The organism is Arthrobacter sp. NPDC057388 (assembly GCF_042668165.1).
Classification (GTDB): Bacteria; Actinomycetota; Actinomycetes; order Actinomycetales; family Micrococcaceae; genus Arthrobacter.
The window spans coordinates 16,553-32,389 of sequence record NZ_JBHVBL010000013.1 but is presented as its reverse complement, the minus strand read 5'-3'; the positions used below and the strand labels follow the sequence as shown (position 1 = coordinate 32,389).

At 67.2% G+C, this 15,837-nt stretch carries 11 protein-coding genes; 5 read left to right on the top strand and 6 right to left on the bottom strand.

Translation table 11 applies throughout. The annotated features are described in order from the left end of the window. Positions 1 to 73 precede the first annotated feature (73 nt). Complete coding sequence (locus tag ACFUTU_RS08590; RefSeq protein WP_377963169.1) at positions 74 to 769, bottom strand: response regulator transcription factor; 696 nt, start codon at positions 767 to 769, stop codon at positions 74 to 76. Beyond that, on the bottom strand, positions 766 to 2,466 hold the full coding sequence (locus ACFUTU_RS08585) for an ATP-binding protein (RefSeq protein ID WP_377963167.1): 1,701 nt from the start codon (positions 2,464 to 2,466) through the stop codon (positions 766 to 768). The genes ACFUTU_RS08590 and ACFUTU_RS08585 overlap by 4 nt, the downstream gene beginning before the upstream one ends. Before the next feature lie 601 nt (positions 2,467 to 3,067). On the opposite strand from ACFUTU_RS08585, the gene ACFUTU_RS08580 reads away from it, so the two are divergent. From ACFUTU_RS08580 to menD, 5 genes are all read left to right on the top strand, one after another. Continuing rightward, positions 3,068 to 4,540: a BTAD domain-containing putative transcriptional regulator gene (locus ACFUTU_RS08580; protein WP_377963165.1), complete on the top strand. Its 1,473-nt coding sequence runs from the start codon at positions 3,068 to 3,070 to the stop codon at positions 4,538 to 4,540. Further along, complete coding sequence (locus ACFUTU_RS08575) at positions 4,533 to 5,924, top strand: sensor histidine kinase (protein WP_377963163.1); 1,392 nt, start codon at positions 4,533 to 4,535, stop codon at positions 5,922 to 5,924. The genes ACFUTU_RS08580 and ACFUTU_RS08575 overlap by 8 nt, the downstream gene beginning before the upstream one ends. A gap of 227 nt (positions 5,925 to 6,151) precedes the next feature. Continuing rightward, positions 6,152 to 7,150, top strand: coding sequence for an o-succinylbenzoate synthase (locus ACFUTU_RS08570; protein WP_377963161.1), 999 nt, complete (start codon positions 6,152 to 6,154; stop codon positions 7,148 to 7,150). 227 nt (positions 7,151 to 7,377) lie between these two features. Next, positions 7,378 to 9,468 (top strand): PhoX family protein, encoded by a 2,091-nt coding sequence (locus ACFUTU_RS08565; RefSeq protein WP_377963159.1) that lies wholly within the window; start codon positions 7,378 to 7,380, stop codon positions 9,466 to 9,468. A gap of 433 nt (positions 9,469 to 9,901) precedes the next feature. Then, positions 9,902 to 11,590 carry a 2-succinyl-5-enolpyruvyl-6-hydroxy-3-cyclohexene-1-carboxylic-acid synthase gene (gene menD / locus ACFUTU_RS08560; protein WP_377963298.1) on the top strand — a complete coding sequence of 563 codons (1,689 nt, stop codon included), beginning with the start codon at positions 9,902 to 9,904 and terminating at the stop codon, positions 11,588 to 11,590. A gap of 121 nt (positions 11,591 to 11,711) precedes the next feature. Here the strand turns inward: menD and ACFUTU_RS08555 are convergent, their stop codons facing one another. The 4 genes from ACFUTU_RS08555 to ACFUTU_RS08540 form a co-directional block, all read right to left on the bottom strand. After that, positions 11,712 to 12,515: an amino acid ABC transporter ATP-binding protein gene (locus tag ACFUTU_RS08555; protein ID WP_377963157.1), complete on the bottom strand. Its 804-nt coding sequence runs from the start codon at positions 12,513 to 12,515 to the stop codon at positions 11,712 to 11,714. Between the two features lie 11 nt (positions 12,516 to 12,526). Continuing rightward, a complete protein-coding gene (locus ACFUTU_RS08550) occupies positions 12,527 to 13,318 on the bottom strand; it encodes an amino acid ABC transporter permease (RefSeq protein ID WP_377963155.1) in 792 nt (263 codons plus the stop codon). A 98-nt stretch (positions 13,319 to 13,416) separates the two neighbouring features. Continuing rightward, on the bottom strand, positions 13,417 to 14,226 hold the full coding sequence (locus ACFUTU_RS08545) for an ABC transporter substrate-binding protein (protein WP_377963153.1): 810 nt from the start codon (positions 14,224 to 14,226) through the stop codon (positions 13,417 to 13,419). A 203-nt stretch (positions 14,227 to 14,429) separates the two neighbouring features. Next, positions 14,430 to 15,767 (bottom strand): isochorismate synthase MenF, encoded by a 1,338-nt coding sequence (locus ACFUTU_RS08540; protein ID WP_377963151.1) that lies wholly within the window; start codon positions 15,765 to 15,767, stop codon positions 14,430 to 14,432. Positions 15,768 to 15,837 lie beyond the last annotated feature (70 nt).

Below are 15,837 nucleotides of genomic sequence, written 5' to 3'. Positions count from 1 at the left end.
TCAACTGTGGAGTGTGAAGGTGAGGCAGGGATGAGACGCCCATGAGAGTCTTCTCATGCACCCCGCATGCGGTCTAACCAGCAGGGGCGGCAGGGGAGGGGCCCGGAAGGCACACGAGGCGGTAACCCACGCCCCGGACAGTCTGGATGCGGTCCTGGCCGAGCTTGTGCCGCAGGTAGCGCACGTACACGTCCACCACGTTCGAGGAGCCTTCGAAGTGGTAGCCCCACACCCGGCTGAGGAGCTGCTCGCGGCTGAGCACCTTCCCGGCGTTCTCCATGAACGTGCGGGCCATGACGAACTCCCGGGCGGACAGGTCGATCACGCGGCCGCCGATCTCGGCCGTGCGGAGGTTCACGTCGAGCGACAGGTCGCCGCAGACGAACGTCGGCGCGGAGGCAACCGCCTGGGCCCCGCGGAGACGGAGCTTGATCCGGGACAGCAGTTCCTCGAACCGGAAGGGCTTGGTCATGTAGTCGTCCGCGCCGCCCTCGAGCGCCGCCACCGTGCTTTCGAGGCTGTCCGCCGCAGTCAGGATGATCACCGGAATCGTGGACTGCATGCCGCGGAGGTTCTTGAGCACGGTGAGACCGTCCATCCTCGGCATTCCGATGTCCAGGATGAGGAGGTCGAACTCCCCGGACGTGGCGTAATCCAGCGCCTTCACACCGTCCGAGACCTGGGTGGTGGTGTAACCGGCCGCGGTGAGGCCCTTGGCGAGGAACGCTGCGATGCGCGGCTCGTCGTCGGCTATCAGGATCCGGGTCAAGGAGTACCTCCCGCCCTGGTAGCCAGCCCAATGCCCGACGCCGGTCCCGCCGGCTTTGGCTTGCCGCCTCCGGCGCCCGTCCCCTTGTGCCGGGGTCCCCTGGGGGCGGGGCGGCCGGGGGCATGGCCTTCCATGCCGCTGCCGCTTTGGCCGGCGGCATCCGCCGCGGCCGAATCGTCCGCTTCACGGCCAGCGTGCCCGCCGCCGGACGGGATCCGGAGCACGAAGCGGCTGCCCTTGCCCTCCTCCGATTCCAGCAGCACCGTGCCGCCATGTGCCTCGGCGATGGCCTTCACGATGGACAGCCCCAGGCCTGAACCCTCCGACGCCGCCGAATTGCTGCCCTTGCCGAAGCGCTCGAAGATGCGCTCATGGTCGCCGGCGGGGATCCCTGTGCCTGTGTCTGACACCCAGATCTCCAGCACCCGCGGTGCCGAGTCTGCCAGCTCCCGCGCAACTGCCGCCCGGCCGCTCTGGGGAGCGCCGCCGTCGTCCTCCACCCAGGCCCCGCCGACGGAAATACGGTCCGACGCCGAGGTGTGCTTAACCGCGTTGGCAGCGAGCTGCTCGAGCGCCTGGGTGAGCCGGCGGCGGTCGGCGCGGATCAGGCCGCCCGGTTTCGCGTCCAGCTGCCACCGGCGCTCGCCGAGGACCCGGACCCGGTTCAGGACGTCTTCGAGGAGGTCGTCCGCCTCCACCCAGGCGGGGGTGACGAAGTCCGGCCGGCCGCTGCGGGCCAGGATCAGCAGGTCATCCACCAGTACCTGCATCCGGTCCAGCTCGTCCAGGAGCAGCATCCGGGTCTGGTCGACGTCGTCCGGATCCCCGGCCCGGAGCAGCTCCAGGTAGCCGCGGATGATCGTCATGGGGGTGCGCAGTTCGTGGCTGGCGTCGTGGACGAAGCGGCGCTGGTTGTCGAAGCCCGCTTCAAGACGCTCGAGCATGCGGTTGAAGTTCATCGCAAGCTGGGCAACGTCGTCCGTGCTGTCAGGCACCTCAACCCGCTTGGTCAGGTCCTCAAAGGTCGTGGCCTCGGTGGCTTCGCGGAGGCGCCGGACGGGACTGAGCAACCGTCCGGTGACCATGTAGCCCACCAGGCCGGTCATTGCGAGCGTTGCCAGGGAGGCCAGGGCGAACGTCCACATCGAAGCGAAAACCTCGGCCCGCTGCGCGCCGATCTCACTCGAGGCAATCAGCAGGCCCCTGTCCTGGCGGCCGCCGGTGTTCAGGGAAACCGACGTGATGGCCAGGCGGACCTGCCTGCCCTGAAGCTCAACGTCCCGCATGACAGTCTGGTTTGGAACACTCCAGTCCCAGACATGGTCGGTGATGGCGCGGGTGTTCAGCTTGGTTGGCTGTTCCGCGTAGGGCAGGATGACGTTGCCCCCGCGGAGCATGGTCATGACGGATTCGTAGCCGCCGGGAGCCCCGTTGCGCAGATAGGTCCTGAAGAGGTCGTGCAGGGTGGTGTACGCGGTGCCGCCGAAATTCGGCCGGCCTTGTTTGGCCAGCTCGTCCAGGTTCTTGCGCGGCAGCTGGAGTTCGGCGTTGACACGGTCGTTGAGGCTCTTCAGCTGCGCGGCATGGGTGGCCGCGCCGGCGACGAAGAGCCCCACGGCCATGAAGACAAGCAGCGTGGCCAGCAGCCGGAAGCGGACGGAATGGACCTCCGTGCGCAGTGCGCCGGCGGCGTTCATGGGAATACCCGGGCTCTTCCGCGGTGTGACGCACTTAACATGGCGCACGCCGGGGCGCGCCGCGCAGAAATTTTTTGAAATCCTGAGCGGCCGGCAAAGACGCTCATCGCCGAGTACTCGGAGTACTTGGTTGTACCCGGCCCGGCCATGGTCCGCCTCATTGGATCACCCATTTCATGCTGACTGAGCGGTCCTCCGGGGACGAGGATCGCAAAAGTACCGTTCTAACTGCGGATACTTACGAATGTAGCCCCGGGTTCTTGGGAAAAACTTGGTGTTCGCGGAGCCCGCTGCGGTCCTTCGGGCGGGTTCCAGGGGGAACCCGGGGGTCACCCCGGGCCACTCATCCGCGTGGTGGCCGGATAGATGCAAATGCGACCAAGTAGTGGCCGAACCGAAATTCGAGTACTCGCTACTCGTGCCCCTACTTGCCTGAGTGACAAGTATGAATCCAAGCCATTCATGGGGAATGCAGTTCATGGGGATAGTAGGTGCAGAAACAATGGTTCAGACAGTTGCAGAAGATACCCGTTGGGCCCGGAGAGCTAACGACGACGAGTACCTGCCAAATTCACTGGAAGATGGTGGCGCAACGACGAAGTTGTCTATCAACATCCTGGGTCCGCTCCGGGTCCGCCGCGGCGGCACGGTGATCGGATCCCACGAGCTGGGCGGCCCCAAGCCGCGCCAGGTCCTGGAAATCCTGTTGCTCAAGCTGGGGACCCCGGTCTCCAAGAACCACCTGATCGATGTACTGTGGAACGGCCAGCCGCCGGCTGAGGCCCTGTCCACGCTCGAAAGCTACGTCAGCGTCCTGCGCCGGCACCTTCAGCCGGGAAGCGGCAAGGGCGGCGCGCTCCGCACGGTTACCGGCGGCTACATGATCGACCGCAGCATGGTTGACCTGGACCTGGACCGCTTCGGAGACCTGCTCAAGCAGGCCGGGCATGCCTCTCCCGAGGAATCCTTCCGGCTGCTCGAGAAGGCCCTCGACATCGCGTCGGTGCCGCTGCTCGGTGATGAGCTGCTGGCCGGCTGGGCCGAAGAGGAGCGTTCGCTCCACTCCGCACGCGTCGCCAGCATCAAGGCGCGGGCCGCGGAAGCCGCCGTCGCCGTCGGACACCCTGAACGCGCGGTTGCCCTGGCCAGCGAACTGCTGGTGGACGATCCCATCAACGAGCGCGCCTGGACCGCACTGGTCCTGGGACTCGAGGAGTCGGGCCAGTACATGGAAGCGCTGCGGGCCTACGGGCGCTGCCGCCTGGTCATGGACCAGGAGATCGGCTGCCTCCCGGGACGTCCGCTGCGGGAAGCACACGCCCGGCTGCTGCAGGCAACAGCCGCCAGCGAGGACGAGATGGATCTCTCAGATTCGGATGCGCCGCTCCAGGCGACATCCCAGACCACCCGCGAAATCAGCATTCTCACCATCGATGACCACAGCACGTTCACCGAACTGCTGACGGCCGCCCTGGACCGCGAGCCCGACCTGCGCAGCGTCGCCTCGGCCACCACCGCCAAGAGCGGCGTGGAGCAGAGCATCGCCCTCAAGCCCGACGTCGTGATCATGGACTTCCACCTGCCCGACGGCGACGGACTCACCGCCGCTGCCCGCATCCTGGCGGACGCCCCCAACACGCGGATCGTCATGCTCACCGGCGATCCGACGCCCGAAGCCCTGCGGACGGCCGCCTCGATGGGCATCTGCGCCTTCCTGCCGAAGGGCGGATCGCTGTCCACCCTCCTGGACACCCTTCGCTACGCACGGGCCGGCAACATGGTGGTCCACCCGTCGCTGGTGGCGCAGCTGGGAATGTCCACTCCCGCTCCGGCCCCCGCCACACGCGAAGTGGAGCCGGGCGGACCCGTCCTGACGCCCAGGGAACTGGATGTGCTGCGGCTGATGGCCGGCGGCCACGGGTCGAAGGAAGTGGCCAGCAAGCTGGACATCTCCCTCAACACCTGCCGCGGCTACGTGAAGGCGATCTTCGCGAAGTTGGGAACCCACTCGCAGCTCGAATCGGTCATGGAAGCGTCACGGCGCGGCATGCTCGAGCAGCCCAACCATGGCTAGGCCATCGCTCCGCAAACCTGCCCTGTTCCGTCCGTTCGAATCGCCGGCCAACCAGAATTCAGAGGTTTTCAAGGCCGTCCGGCGGTTCCTGCTCATGGGGCTGGTTGCCCTGGTGGTGGTTACCACCCCGGTGGCCTTCTGGATCTGGTCCGAGGCTGAACGCCACGCGCTGCAGAACTCCAAGGAGGCCACCGACCACCTGGCCAACAACGTGGTGGGGCCGCTGCTGGACGAGGAAGTCCTGGCCGGCTCGCCCACCGCGGTTGAACGGCTGGATGAGCGCCTCCGCCCGTGGATGGGGGAGTCATCAGTCTTCGAGATCCGGCTGTGGAACAAGGACGGCCGCATCGTCTACTCGGAAGATTCCAACCTGATCGGCAAGACGTTCGATTTGCCGCATGAGGCGCAGGAAGTGCTGGCCGGCGGGGACGTCCCCGCCAACCTGGAGATGCAGAAGGACGAGGTCAACACGCCCGGCGTCGAAAACGGCGAGCTGGTGGAGGTCTACGTTCCTGTCACGGCCCCGGACGGCCAGAAGCTGGTTTTCGAGACCTATTACGACGACGACGGTGTCCGCCAGGAGCAGGCTGCCGTTCTGTTCGGCATGGCCCCGCCGTTCCTCCTGTCGCTGGCAGTCCTGCAGCTCGCGCAACTGTTCCCGGCAGTCCAGCTGGCGCGCAGGATCCAGGCCTATGAAGCCGGCCGGAGCCGGCTGCTCCGCCGGGCCATCGAAGCTTCGGAGCTCGAGCGGCAGCGCATCGCCCGGGACCTGCACGACGAAGTGATCCAGGAACTCTCGGGGCTGTCCTACGTCATGGAGTCCGAGGAACTGCACAGCCCGGTGGGCCAGCGGGCGCTCTTCTCAGACGCCCGGCGGATCCTGCAGGACAACGTCCGCAGCCTGCGGGCCATGACCAGCGAACTGTACCCGCCGGACCTGAATCGCCTCGGCCTCTCGGGGGCGCTGGCCCGGCTCGGCGATCCGCTTGAAGAACGCGGCATCAGCTTGGAGCTCGACCTGCCGGAGAAGTGCGAGCTGGACCGGGACCGCGCCGCGCTTTTCTATCGGGTGGCACGTGAGGCGCTGGCCAACACCGGCAAGCATTCCCGGGCGACCAAAGCCGAACTCCACCTCCGCCAGGACGGCGACTGCTCGGAGATCCGGATCCAGGACGACGGCTGCGGCTTCGACCAGGGCCAGGGATCGCCGGAAGGACACTTCGGCCTGCGCATCATGAAGGACACCATCGGCGAGGCCGGCGGCACGCTCCAGGTGATGTCCGCGCCGGGCCGGGGGACCACCGTGATAGCACGCTTCGGGGTCGGAGGCGCCGACGTTCCTGCCTCCTTCGACCACGAGCCGGAACCGGTGCCCTCGGGGTAGCTCCCTTTTTGGCACCAACAGCATTCACAAGCCGCCGGCCCCTCCAACGGAGTAGGGGCCGGCGCAGTCCGTTCAAACACGACCCTTCCTCACCTCCCGTCGCCTGGACCGTGATCCTTCCTCACGTCCCGTCGCCTGGACCGTGATGCTTCCTCACGTCCCGTCGCCTGAACCGTGATGCTTCCTCACGTCCCGTCGCCTGACTTCTGCGCCGGTACAGTGATCCCATGTCCTTCCAGCGCCCGTCCCTCGAGGAGTTGCTCGCCACAGCCCGCGTCGTGACGCTGCCCATGCGCGTGAAGTTCCGCGGGATCCTGGAACGGGAAACGCTGCTCCTCCGGGGCCCGGCCGGATGGAGCGAGTTCGGTGCATTCCCCGAGTACGGTGACGCGGAAGCCTCCCGCTGGCTCGCCTCCGCCATTGAGGCCGGCTGGTATGGTTTCCCGGACCCCGTACGGACCAGCATCCCCGTGAACGCGACCGTGCCCGCCGTCGCGGCCGGGCAGGTCCCGGAAGTACTGGCCCGCTTCGGCCGTGTGGACGCCGTCAAGGTCAAAGTGGCCGAACGCGGCCAGACGCTCGACGACGACGCCTCCCGGGTTGCTGCTGTCCGCGCCGCCCTCCCGGAGGCAGCCATCCGGGTGGACGCCAACGGCGGCTGGGATGTTCCTGCGGCGGTGGCTGCGCTGACCCGGCTGGCTGACGCGGGCCTGGAATACGCCGAACAGCCGGTGCCTGAGATCGCGGGCCTGGCCGAGGTGCGCCGGCAGCTCCGTGAGGCGGGCGTTCCGGTACTGATCGCGGCCGACGAAAGTGTCCGCAAGGAGGAGGACCCGCTCAAGGTGGCCCGGGCAGGAGCGGCGGATCTGCTCGTGGTCAAGGTGGCACCGCTTGGGGGAGTGCGGCGCGCGCTGGCGTTGGTGGCGGAGGCCGGGATGCCCGCCGTCGTCAGTTCAGCCCTCGACACGTCGGTGGGGATCCGCGCCGGGCTCGCGCTCGCGGCCGCTCTGCCGGAGCTGCCGTACGCGTGCGGGCTGGGAACGGTCTCGCTGCTGGCGGCGGACATCAGCACTGACCCGTTAGTGGCCGACGACGGCGCCATCACCTTGCGCGACACCGTCGCCGACGAGGGGCTGCTTGAGGAATATGCCGCAACGCCCGAACGCCGGGAATGGTGGCTCGCCCGGCTCCGCCGCGCGCACGCACTGCTCCCCGTCCCGGCGTAGGCCCGTTCCACGACGCGTCCTCACTTCCTGCCGGGTTTTCCCTGACGCGTCCTCACCTCCTGCCGGGTTTAGACCAACCCTTCCTCACCTCCTGTCGGGTTTTCCCTGACGCGTCCTCACCTCCTGCCGTCGAGTTCACCGGAACTTCATCTGAGTGTCGGCTTCCGGTTGGCTTTCACTGGAAGGGTGGCGGTGCCGCATCTAAACCCTTGGAAGGTCTCTTTCCCATGCCTGAAATCTCCGGACGCAAGTTCGCTCTGCTGCCCATGCTCGGTCACACCAAAGGCAAGCGCAGCCCCATCACCTGCGCCCTCAAGTGCGATAACGCCTGCGCGGGTGACGTCTGCAACACGAGCTCGAACAGCTACTTCCGCGACATTGCCTCCACCACGCTGTCCCGCCGCGCCGCCCTGGGCTTTGGCGCCGCCGGTGCCCTCGCCGTCGTGCTTGGGGGCGCCGTAAACTCCGGCGAGAAGGCCGTCGCCGACGGCGGAACGGGACTGTCGGCCGCCGCGAAGAACGGCTTTGGGCCGGGTGCGTCCAAGCTCAAGTTCACTGCCATCCCGGCCGTTGCATCCGATGTCGACGCGTTGACGGTTCCGGCAGGGTTCACCTGGCAGCCGGTGATCCGCTGGGGCGATCCGATCTTCAACGACGCGCCGGCGTTCGAACTGGGCAACCAGACCGCCGCAGCCCAGGAGCGGCAGTTCGGCTACAACAACGACTACTCGGACATTCTCGAGATCCCCGGCAGCAAGGGGCGCCGCGCGCTGCTGTTCGCGAACCACGAATACACCAACGAGAACATCATGTTCCCGGCCTCCATGCCTGCTGAGCAGATGCGTGCGGTGGGCGCGGCGGCCCACGGCCTGACCGTCGTCGAACTGGAGCGCAAAAACAAGAACCAGCCGTGGAGCTACGTCCAGGGCGCCCCGCTGAACCGGCGCTACCTGAACAGCACCCGCTACGAACTGACCGGCCCCGTCGCCGGTTCGGATCTGGTCAAGACGGTGGCTGATCCTGAGGGTCGCTGGATCAACGGCACATTGGGCAATTGCTCGGGCGGCACCACGCCGTGGGGCACCATCCTCTCTGGCGAGGAAAACTTCAACGGATACTTCGTTGCTCCGGGCACGTCCGCCTCGGACAAGCGCTACGGCCTGACGAACAAGGCCACGGCACGCCAGTGGGAGCTCGACGATCCCCGCTTCAACGCCAACAACCCCGGCTACGAGAACGAGACCAACCGCTTCGGCTGGATCGTGGAGGTGGATCCGTTCGATCCCACGTCCACACCGAAGAAGCACTCATCGCTGGGCCGCTTCAAGCACGAGGGTGCCAACGTGATCGTGGCGAAGTCCGGCCACGTGGTTGCCTATTCCGGCGACGACGAGCGCTTCGACTACCTTTACAAGTTCGTTTCCAAGGCCAAGTACCGCGAAGGCGACCGCAAGCACAATATGACGTTGCTCTCCGAAGGTGACCTCTACGTTGCCAAGTTCACCGGCAGCTCACCGGTGACGGAGATCGACGGCAAGGGCTCCGTTCCCTCCGACGGTTCCTTCGACGGCACGGGCGAGTGGCTGCCCCTGGTGGTCGGCGGCAAGTCCATGGTTGCCGGCATGTCCCTCGAGGAAGTGCTCGTGTACACGCGACTGGCCGCGGACAAGGTCGGCCCCACCAAGATGGACCGCTGCGAGGACGTCCAGCCCAGCCTGCACACCGGAAAGGTCTACGTCGCCTGCACCAATAACTCCGACCGCGGCAAGGCCGGCAAGGAAGGCGCCACCGAGGTCAACCCGCGCAACGAGAACCGCGACGGCCACATCGTCGAAATCACCGAGACCGGCGACCAGACGTACACCAGGTTCACCTGGAACCTGCTGATGGTCTGCGGCGACCCCTCCACGGGCGACGTCACCTACTTCTCCGGTTTCCCGGCCGACCAGGTTTCACCGATCTCGTGCCCCGACAACCTGGCTTTCGACTCGGTGGGCAACCTTTGGATCTCCACCGACGGCGCCCCGTCCGGCATCGGCAAGGCTGACGGGCTGTTCAAGGTCACCCTGGACGGTCCTCAGCGCGGCCGTGTGGAGCAGTTCCTCGCCGTGCCCCGCGACGCCGAAACCTGCGGCCCGATCATCCACGACACCGAGCGCAGCGTGTTCGTCTCCGTGCAGCACCCGGGCGAGGAGGGCACCTTCGAAGCGCCGACCTCCTACTTCCCGGACTACGTTGCCGCCGGCGCGTCACCCCGCCCCGGCCAGGCCCGGGCTCCGCGTCCGGCTGTGGTCCAGGTGTTCCGCGCGGACGCCTAGCCGCCGGTCACCGGCAGACGCTCCATCAGATCCTGCAGGGTTTTCCCGACGCGCCATCAGATCCTGCCGGTTCTCGGCCAACGCTCCCTCACTTTCCTGGGGAAAGTGAGGGAGCGTTTGGGTTTGGGCGGCAGGAGGTGAGGGAGCGTTTGGGTTTGGGCGGCAGGAGGTGAGGACGCGTTTGGGTGTGGGCGGCAGGAGGTGAGGACGCGTTTGGGTGTGGGCGGCAGGAGGTGAGGACGCGTTTGGGTTGGGGCGGCAGGAGGTGAGGACGCGTTTGGGTGTGGGCGGCAGGATCTGAGGGAGCGTTGGTTGGTGGCAGACTGGTTCGGTGACTTCCGAGCCCACTGAGCCCACCGCTTCCACTCCTGCTGAGCCTTCCGTTTCCGACGCACCCTCTGCCGGCACGTCCGACGCCGGTCTTGCGCCTGCGCTGGCCTCCGTGGCTTCTGCACGGATTGCGGTGGCGGCGCTGCTCGACGGCGGAGTCCGGTTTGTCGTGGTGGCTCCCGGATCGCGGTCCGCCCCCATGGCGTACGCGCTGGCTGAGGCCTCGGCGGCCGGGAAAGTCGAGCTCCTGGTCCGGATCGATGAGCGTTCGGCCGGGTTCACGGCGCTTGGCCTCGCGCTGGCCACGGGCGCACCGGTGGCCGTGCTGACCACGTCGGGGACGGCCGTCGGGAATCTTCTGCCGGCAGTGATGGAGGCCAACCACGCCGCCGTCCCCCTGGTGGTGCTTTCAGCCGACCGGCCGGAAGAACTGCGCGGAACAGGCGCGAACCAAACCACCGTCCAGCTGGACCTTTTCGGTGAGCACGTCCGCTTCGCCGTCGACGTTCCAGCCGGGGAGAGCCCGCAGCGCGCGGTGCAAACGGCGCTGGCCGCTGCAACCGGCGCCTTCGAGGACACGCCGCCGGGACCCGTTCAGCTGAACCTCGCCTTCCGCGACCCGCTGGTGCCTGAAGCGGGGGAGCGGCTGCCCGAACAGCGCGGCCACGGGACCTTCCGGATCGGTACCGACCCGCTTACGATGACCCTCGACCCCGCCCCGGCGGGCCTCCCGGAACGGCGCACCGTGGTCCTCGCAGGGCACGACGCCGGGCCGGTCGCCGAGGCGTTCGCCCGCGCCCATGGCTTGCCGCTGCTGGCTGAGCCGTCGTCGAACTCCCGCTTCGGCCCCAATGCCGTGGGACCGTACCGGCTGCTGCTGGAGCACTTCGGGCCGGATTCAGCGTCCCCGATCGAGCGTGCCGTGGTCTTTGGCCGCCCCACGCTGTCGCGGCCCGTCTCGGCGCTACTGGCCAGGACGGACATTCCGGCCGCCCTCTACGAGCCGGCGCCGGTGGCCTGGTACGAGCCAGGACGGCGCCGGGAAACGCCCATCGCCAGCCTGGCAGAACTCGCGGAGTTCGCCGGCCGCGGGCCGTCCTCATGGCTTGACGCCTGGCTGCTCGCCGGCGCGGCCGCCCAACATGCCGTCGACGGCATACTTGCCTCCGAGGAGTCAGCGACGGGTCCCGCCGTCGGCGCCCTTGTCTGGCAGCACACCCGGGGGCAGTTGGTCCTGGGGTCCTCCAACGGCATCCGCGACGTCGACCTCGCCGGCCAGCCCGCACCCGGACCCTCCGCCACGGTCTTCGCCAGCCGCGGCCTCGCCGGCATCGACGGCACCATCTCCACCGCCACCGGCATCGCCCTCGGCGGCCACCAGGAAACCACGCTGCTGCTCGGCGACGTCACTTTCCTGCACGACGCCGGGGGACTCTTCCTCGGCGCCGGCGAGGAACAGCCGAACCTTCGCATCGTGGTCCTCAACGACGCCGGCGGCGCCATTTTCAGCCTTCTGGAGCACGGTGCCGTTGCCGAGGCAGGCGGTTACGGGGACGCCGTCGAACGCCTCTTCGGCACCCCGCACTCCGTGGACATTGCCGCACTCGCCAAGGCATACGGCGTCGGGCATTGCTCGGTGAGTACGACGGCGGGACTCGCCGAAGCGCTTGCCGCGCCGTTCACCGGACGCACCATTGTTGAGGTGCGCACTGACCGGCATGAACTCCGCGCCCTGCATGGCAGGATCAAGGCGGCGGTGGGCACTGCAGTGGCCGGGGTTCTGGCTGACTAGGACCCGCTGCGAGGTGTTGCACGGCCCGTGACGCGCAAAAGCCCCGGCGCCACCGGAATTCCGGTAGCGCCGGGGCATATGCGTGTCGTAGAGCGGTTTCCGCGTCCTGGGAGGAGTGGGTCTACTCGGCGATCTCGATGTGGGTCGGGTCCAGCACGCGCCGGAGGAATTCCTTGGTGCGGCCCTGCGTGGGGGAGCCGATGACCTGCTCGGCGGCCCCCTGCTCCACCACCACGCCACCGTCCATGAACACCACGCGGTCGGCGACTTCGCGGGCAAAGCCCATCTCGTGGGTGACAACCAGCATGGTCATGCCTTCCTTGGCCAGGTTCCGCATGACGGAGAGCACGTCGCCGACGGTCTCGGGGTCGAGGGCCGAGGTGGGCTCGTCGAAGAGCATCAGTTCGGGGTCCATGCTCAGCGCGCGGGCGATGGCGACCCGCTGCTGCTGGCCGCCGGAGAGCTGGTCCGGGAACCGGTCGGCAAGGTGCCCCAGCCCCACGCGCTCCAGGTTGGCACGGGCGATCTGGTCGGCTTCGGCCTGCGGGCGCTTGAGCACCTTGGTCTGGGCAATGGTGCAGTTGCGCAGCGCGTTCAGGTGCGGAAACAGGTTGAACTGCTGGAACACCATGCCCACCTTGCGGCGCATCCTGTCGATGTCCACGTCGGGGTCGGTGGCATCGAAGCCGCCCACATGGATGCTGCCCTCATTGGGCTGTTCCAGCAGGTTGACGCACCGCAGCAGCGTGGACTTACCCGAGCCGGACGGGCCGATCAGGCACACCACTTCACCCGGTGCGACGTCCAGGCTGATGCCCTTGAGGACCTCGTTGGAGCCGTAGGACTTGCGCAGGTCCTTGATGGCCACACCGGCGGCGTGGACCCGCCCGGTCTGGGGGCGGGAGTGAATTTCGACGTCGTTCATGACTTCTCTGCCTAACGCTTGGTCCGCGCGGAGCGGCTTTCGAACTTCCGGGCCAGGAGGCTCAGCGGGATGGTCACCACAAGGTAGAACGCACCCGCCACCAGGAGCGGGGTGAGCCCTGCTCCCAGGCTGGAGATGCCGTCGCGGCCGAACTTGGTGAGCTCGTACTGCGCCGCCGTCAGGCCCAGGACGTAGATCAGCGAGGAGTCCTTGGTCAGCAGGATAACCTCGTTGGTCAGCGGCGGGAGGACAATCCGGAAAGCCTGCGGAATGACGATCGTGACCATGGCCCGCCACTGCGGCATGCCCAGCGACCGTGCCGCTTCCGTCTGGCCCTTCGGCACGGCCTGAAGCCCGGCACGAAGAGTCTCCGCGATGTAGGCGGAGGCCACCATGCCCAGGGACACCATCACCACGACGGCTACGTTCCACTGGACACCGAACGCGAGCGGAACACCGTAGCCGAAGGCGATGAACACCAGAAGTGCGGGGATGCCGCGGAAGAACTCGATGTAGCCGGTGGCGATCCAGCGGTACAGGGGGAAGCTGGAGAGCTTCATGAGGGCCAGCAGCAGGCCCCCGGACAGGCCCACGACGAAGCCGAGGAACGTGTAGATGAGGGTGTTCTTGAGGCCGGAGAAGAAGATGTCCGGGAACATCGGGCCGATCTTGGCGAAGTTGAAGACGTTGGTGCTGACGGTCTTCCAGTCGGTGGCCAGGATCAGCGCGGCCACGGCCACAACGAAAATCGCGGCCTGGATGTACAGACTTACTCTGGCCCGCTGTCGTGCGGTCATTGCCATGGTGTACTCACATTCATGTTGCGCGGTTGGGGCCCCGCACGGACTGCTGAGCAGATTCCGGACGAGGCCCCGGCCACGTAGGGGTCAGGCGCGCCGGATTACTTGGCGGCTTCGCCGAACCAGCTGGTCTCGAACTTCTTGAGGCTTCCGTCGTCGGTCAGGCGCTTCAGCGTGGCGTTGACCTGGTCCAGCATGGCGGTGTTGCCCTTCTTGACCGCGATGCCGAGCTTTTCCCCGGTGGCGTAGTTTTCGACGCGCTTGAACTTGGCGTCATCCTTGATGGCGTAGCCGAGAACCGACTGGTTGCCGAGGGCGGCATCAACGGTGCCGGCCTTCAGCGCCTGGACAAGCAGCCCGGTGTCCTCGAACTGCTGTGCGTCCAGGCCCTTGTCCTTGGCGTACTTGGCGCCGGTGGTGGCCTGCTGCACGCCAACCTTCTTGCCCTTGGCGCTGTCGAGGTTCGTGATGCCGGAGGCATCCGAGGCCACCAGGGTGAGGTCGTCGTTCAGGTAAGGATTAGAGAAGTCCATGACAGCCTTGCGCGTGTCCGTGATGGACACGGAGGAGATGGAGACGTCGCAGCCGGTGAGCGCGGTGCCGGTCTCGATGGCCTCGAAGGAGCTGTCCACCACGTTGAGTTCGGCCTTCACGTCCTTGGCCAGTTCGTTGGCGATGTCCATGTCGAAGCCGACGATCTTGCCGTCCTTCTGGAATTCGAACGGCTCGTAGGGGACATCCGAGCAGACAGTGAGCTTTCCGGAATTGACGAGCTGCGGGCCGCCGCTGCTGCTGGTGGCAGCCGGAGTGGAGCTGCCGCCGCCGCAAGCGGTGAGGCTGATGGCCCCGACGGCGAGGATAGCGGCTGCCTTGGCACTGAATTTGGCCGTGGCACGGGACTTAAGCTGCATTTCTTTACCTTTTGTTGCAGGGGTATGCGGAACTAAATCGGTTCATAGTGTATCGCCGAAGAGGAGATGTGCATCACAGAAAACTAAGTTTCACTATTTGATAACTAAACCACGACGTTTTTCAAGGGCTTTAATCGCGGGCATGTCTGGAATCCCGGACGCTCCCCGAGCCGCAGCCCGGACACCCGCCTGCAACCAGGGGGTCAGTTGCTGATGCCCAACGACTCCAGCATCGGCCGGAACTTGGCCCACGTCTCCGCCAGTTCCGCTTCAGGCTGCGAGCCTTCCACAATGCCGCATCCGGCATATAACCGCACGGTGGTGGGGGATTCGATGACGGCGCCGCGCAGTGCTATGCCCCACTCGCCGTTGCCGGCGGCGTCAAGCCAGCCCACGGGGCCGGCATACGGTCCCCGGTCCAGGTGCTCCAGCTTCCGGATCAGGGCCCCGGCAACCTGGGTGGGCGTGCCGCACACGGCGGCCGTGGGATGCAACGCGTTGATCAGGGCCAGGCAGGTGGGAACGTGCCCCTCCACCTCGGTGAGCTCGGCCTTGACGTCGGATGCGAGGTGCCACACGTTGGGCAGCTCCAGGATGAAGGGCTCATCATGCGCGTTCATGGCCTCGGAGAAGGGGGCAAGCTGGGTGGTCAGCGACTGGATGGCGATTTCATGTTCGTGCCGCTGCTTCTCGGAGCCGGCCAGGACACGTTCGGCGTAGTCCAGCGGCAGCCCGGCCTCGCCCACGGCGTCGCGGCGGTCCAGCGTCCCGGCGAGCACCCTGGCCTGGGCGGTGCGGCCTTCCACCTGGATGAGCATCTCCGGCGTCGCGCCCACCAGGCCGTCCACCCCGTAGGTCCAGCATTCCCGGTAGCGTCCGGCCAGCTGGCGCAGCACCTCGGCGGCATTCACGCCCGCCGGGACAGTAGCCACGACGTCCCGCGCCAGGACCAGCTTCTCCAGTTTCCCCGTGCGGATTTCGGCGACGCCGGCGGAGACGGCAGCCATCCAGTCCTCTTCGCTGAGGGAACCGGTTGTCAGCGTGGCCGGGTCCGGATGGACGACGGCGGCACCCGGGCCAGCGGCCGGCTCGCCGGCGGCGGCAGGCGGGTCCGACTCCAGCCACCCCTTCAGGGCGGCGACGGCGCCCGCCCCGGTGAGCTCGACGTCGTCGGCCGTTATCTGGGTGAGCCAGGCGTGCCCGTCACGGACTCCCACCACGATTTCCGGCACAATCAGGCGTGACTCGTGGTCCGAGGCCTTGGAGAAGGCGAAGGACCCGAAGGCGACCGGGCCGGTGCCGGGGCATTCCACGTGGTCAGTAATATCCGCCTCGATGACCAGATGGCGCCACCAGATGTCCGCCTCGAGGAACCGTTCGGGGCCAGTGGCGGTGAAGCGGGCTACCTCGCCGAAGCCCACCAGGCCGGCCTCGCGGCGGGTCCAGCACAGAACGTCATCGCGGACCAGATACGACGGCAGCCCCTCGGGAGCCGAATCTCCATCCAAAGGGACTGTCAGGGTGCGGAGGGTGCTGGTCATGATGGGTCAACAGTACTCCGCGCAGCAAGTCGCGGACGTTTCCCGGCCGGTCAGCAGGGCCACCACGCCC

Bases quoted from the DNA above. Each gene is read 5' to 3' on its own strand.
- ACFUTU_RS08585 (WP_377963167.1), bottom strand. From the start codon at position 2,466: ATGAACGCCGCCGGCGCACTGCGCACGGAGGTCCATTCCGTCCGCTTC.
- ACFUTU_RS08550 (WP_377963155.1), bottom strand. From the start codon at position 13,318: ATGGCAATGACCGCACGACAGCGGGCCAGAGTAAGTCTGTACATCCAG.
- ACFUTU_RS08555 (WP_377963157.1), bottom strand. From the start codon at position 12,515: ATGAACGACGTCGAAATTCACTCCCGCCCCCAGACCGGGCGGGTCCAC.
- ACFUTU_RS08540 (WP_377963151.1), bottom strand. From the start codon at position 15,767: ATGACCAGCACCCTCCGCACCCTGACAGTCCCTTTGGATGGAGATTCG.
- ACFUTU_RS08570 (WP_377963161.1), top strand. From the start codon at position 6,152: ATGTCCTTCCAGCGCCCGTCCCTCGAGGAGTTGCTCGCCACAGCCCGC.
- ACFUTU_RS08575 (WP_377963163.1), top strand. From the start codon at position 4,533: ATGGCTAGGCCATCGCTCCGCAAACCTGCCCTGTTCCGTCCGTTCGAA.
- ACFUTU_RS08565 (WP_377963159.1), top strand. From the start codon at position 7,378: ATGCCTGAAATCTCCGGACGCAAGTTCGCTCTGCTGCCCATGCTCGGT.
- ACFUTU_RS08545 (WP_377963153.1), bottom strand. From the start codon at position 14,226: ATGCAGCTTAAGTCCCGTGCCACGGCCAAATTCAGTGCCAAGGCAGCC.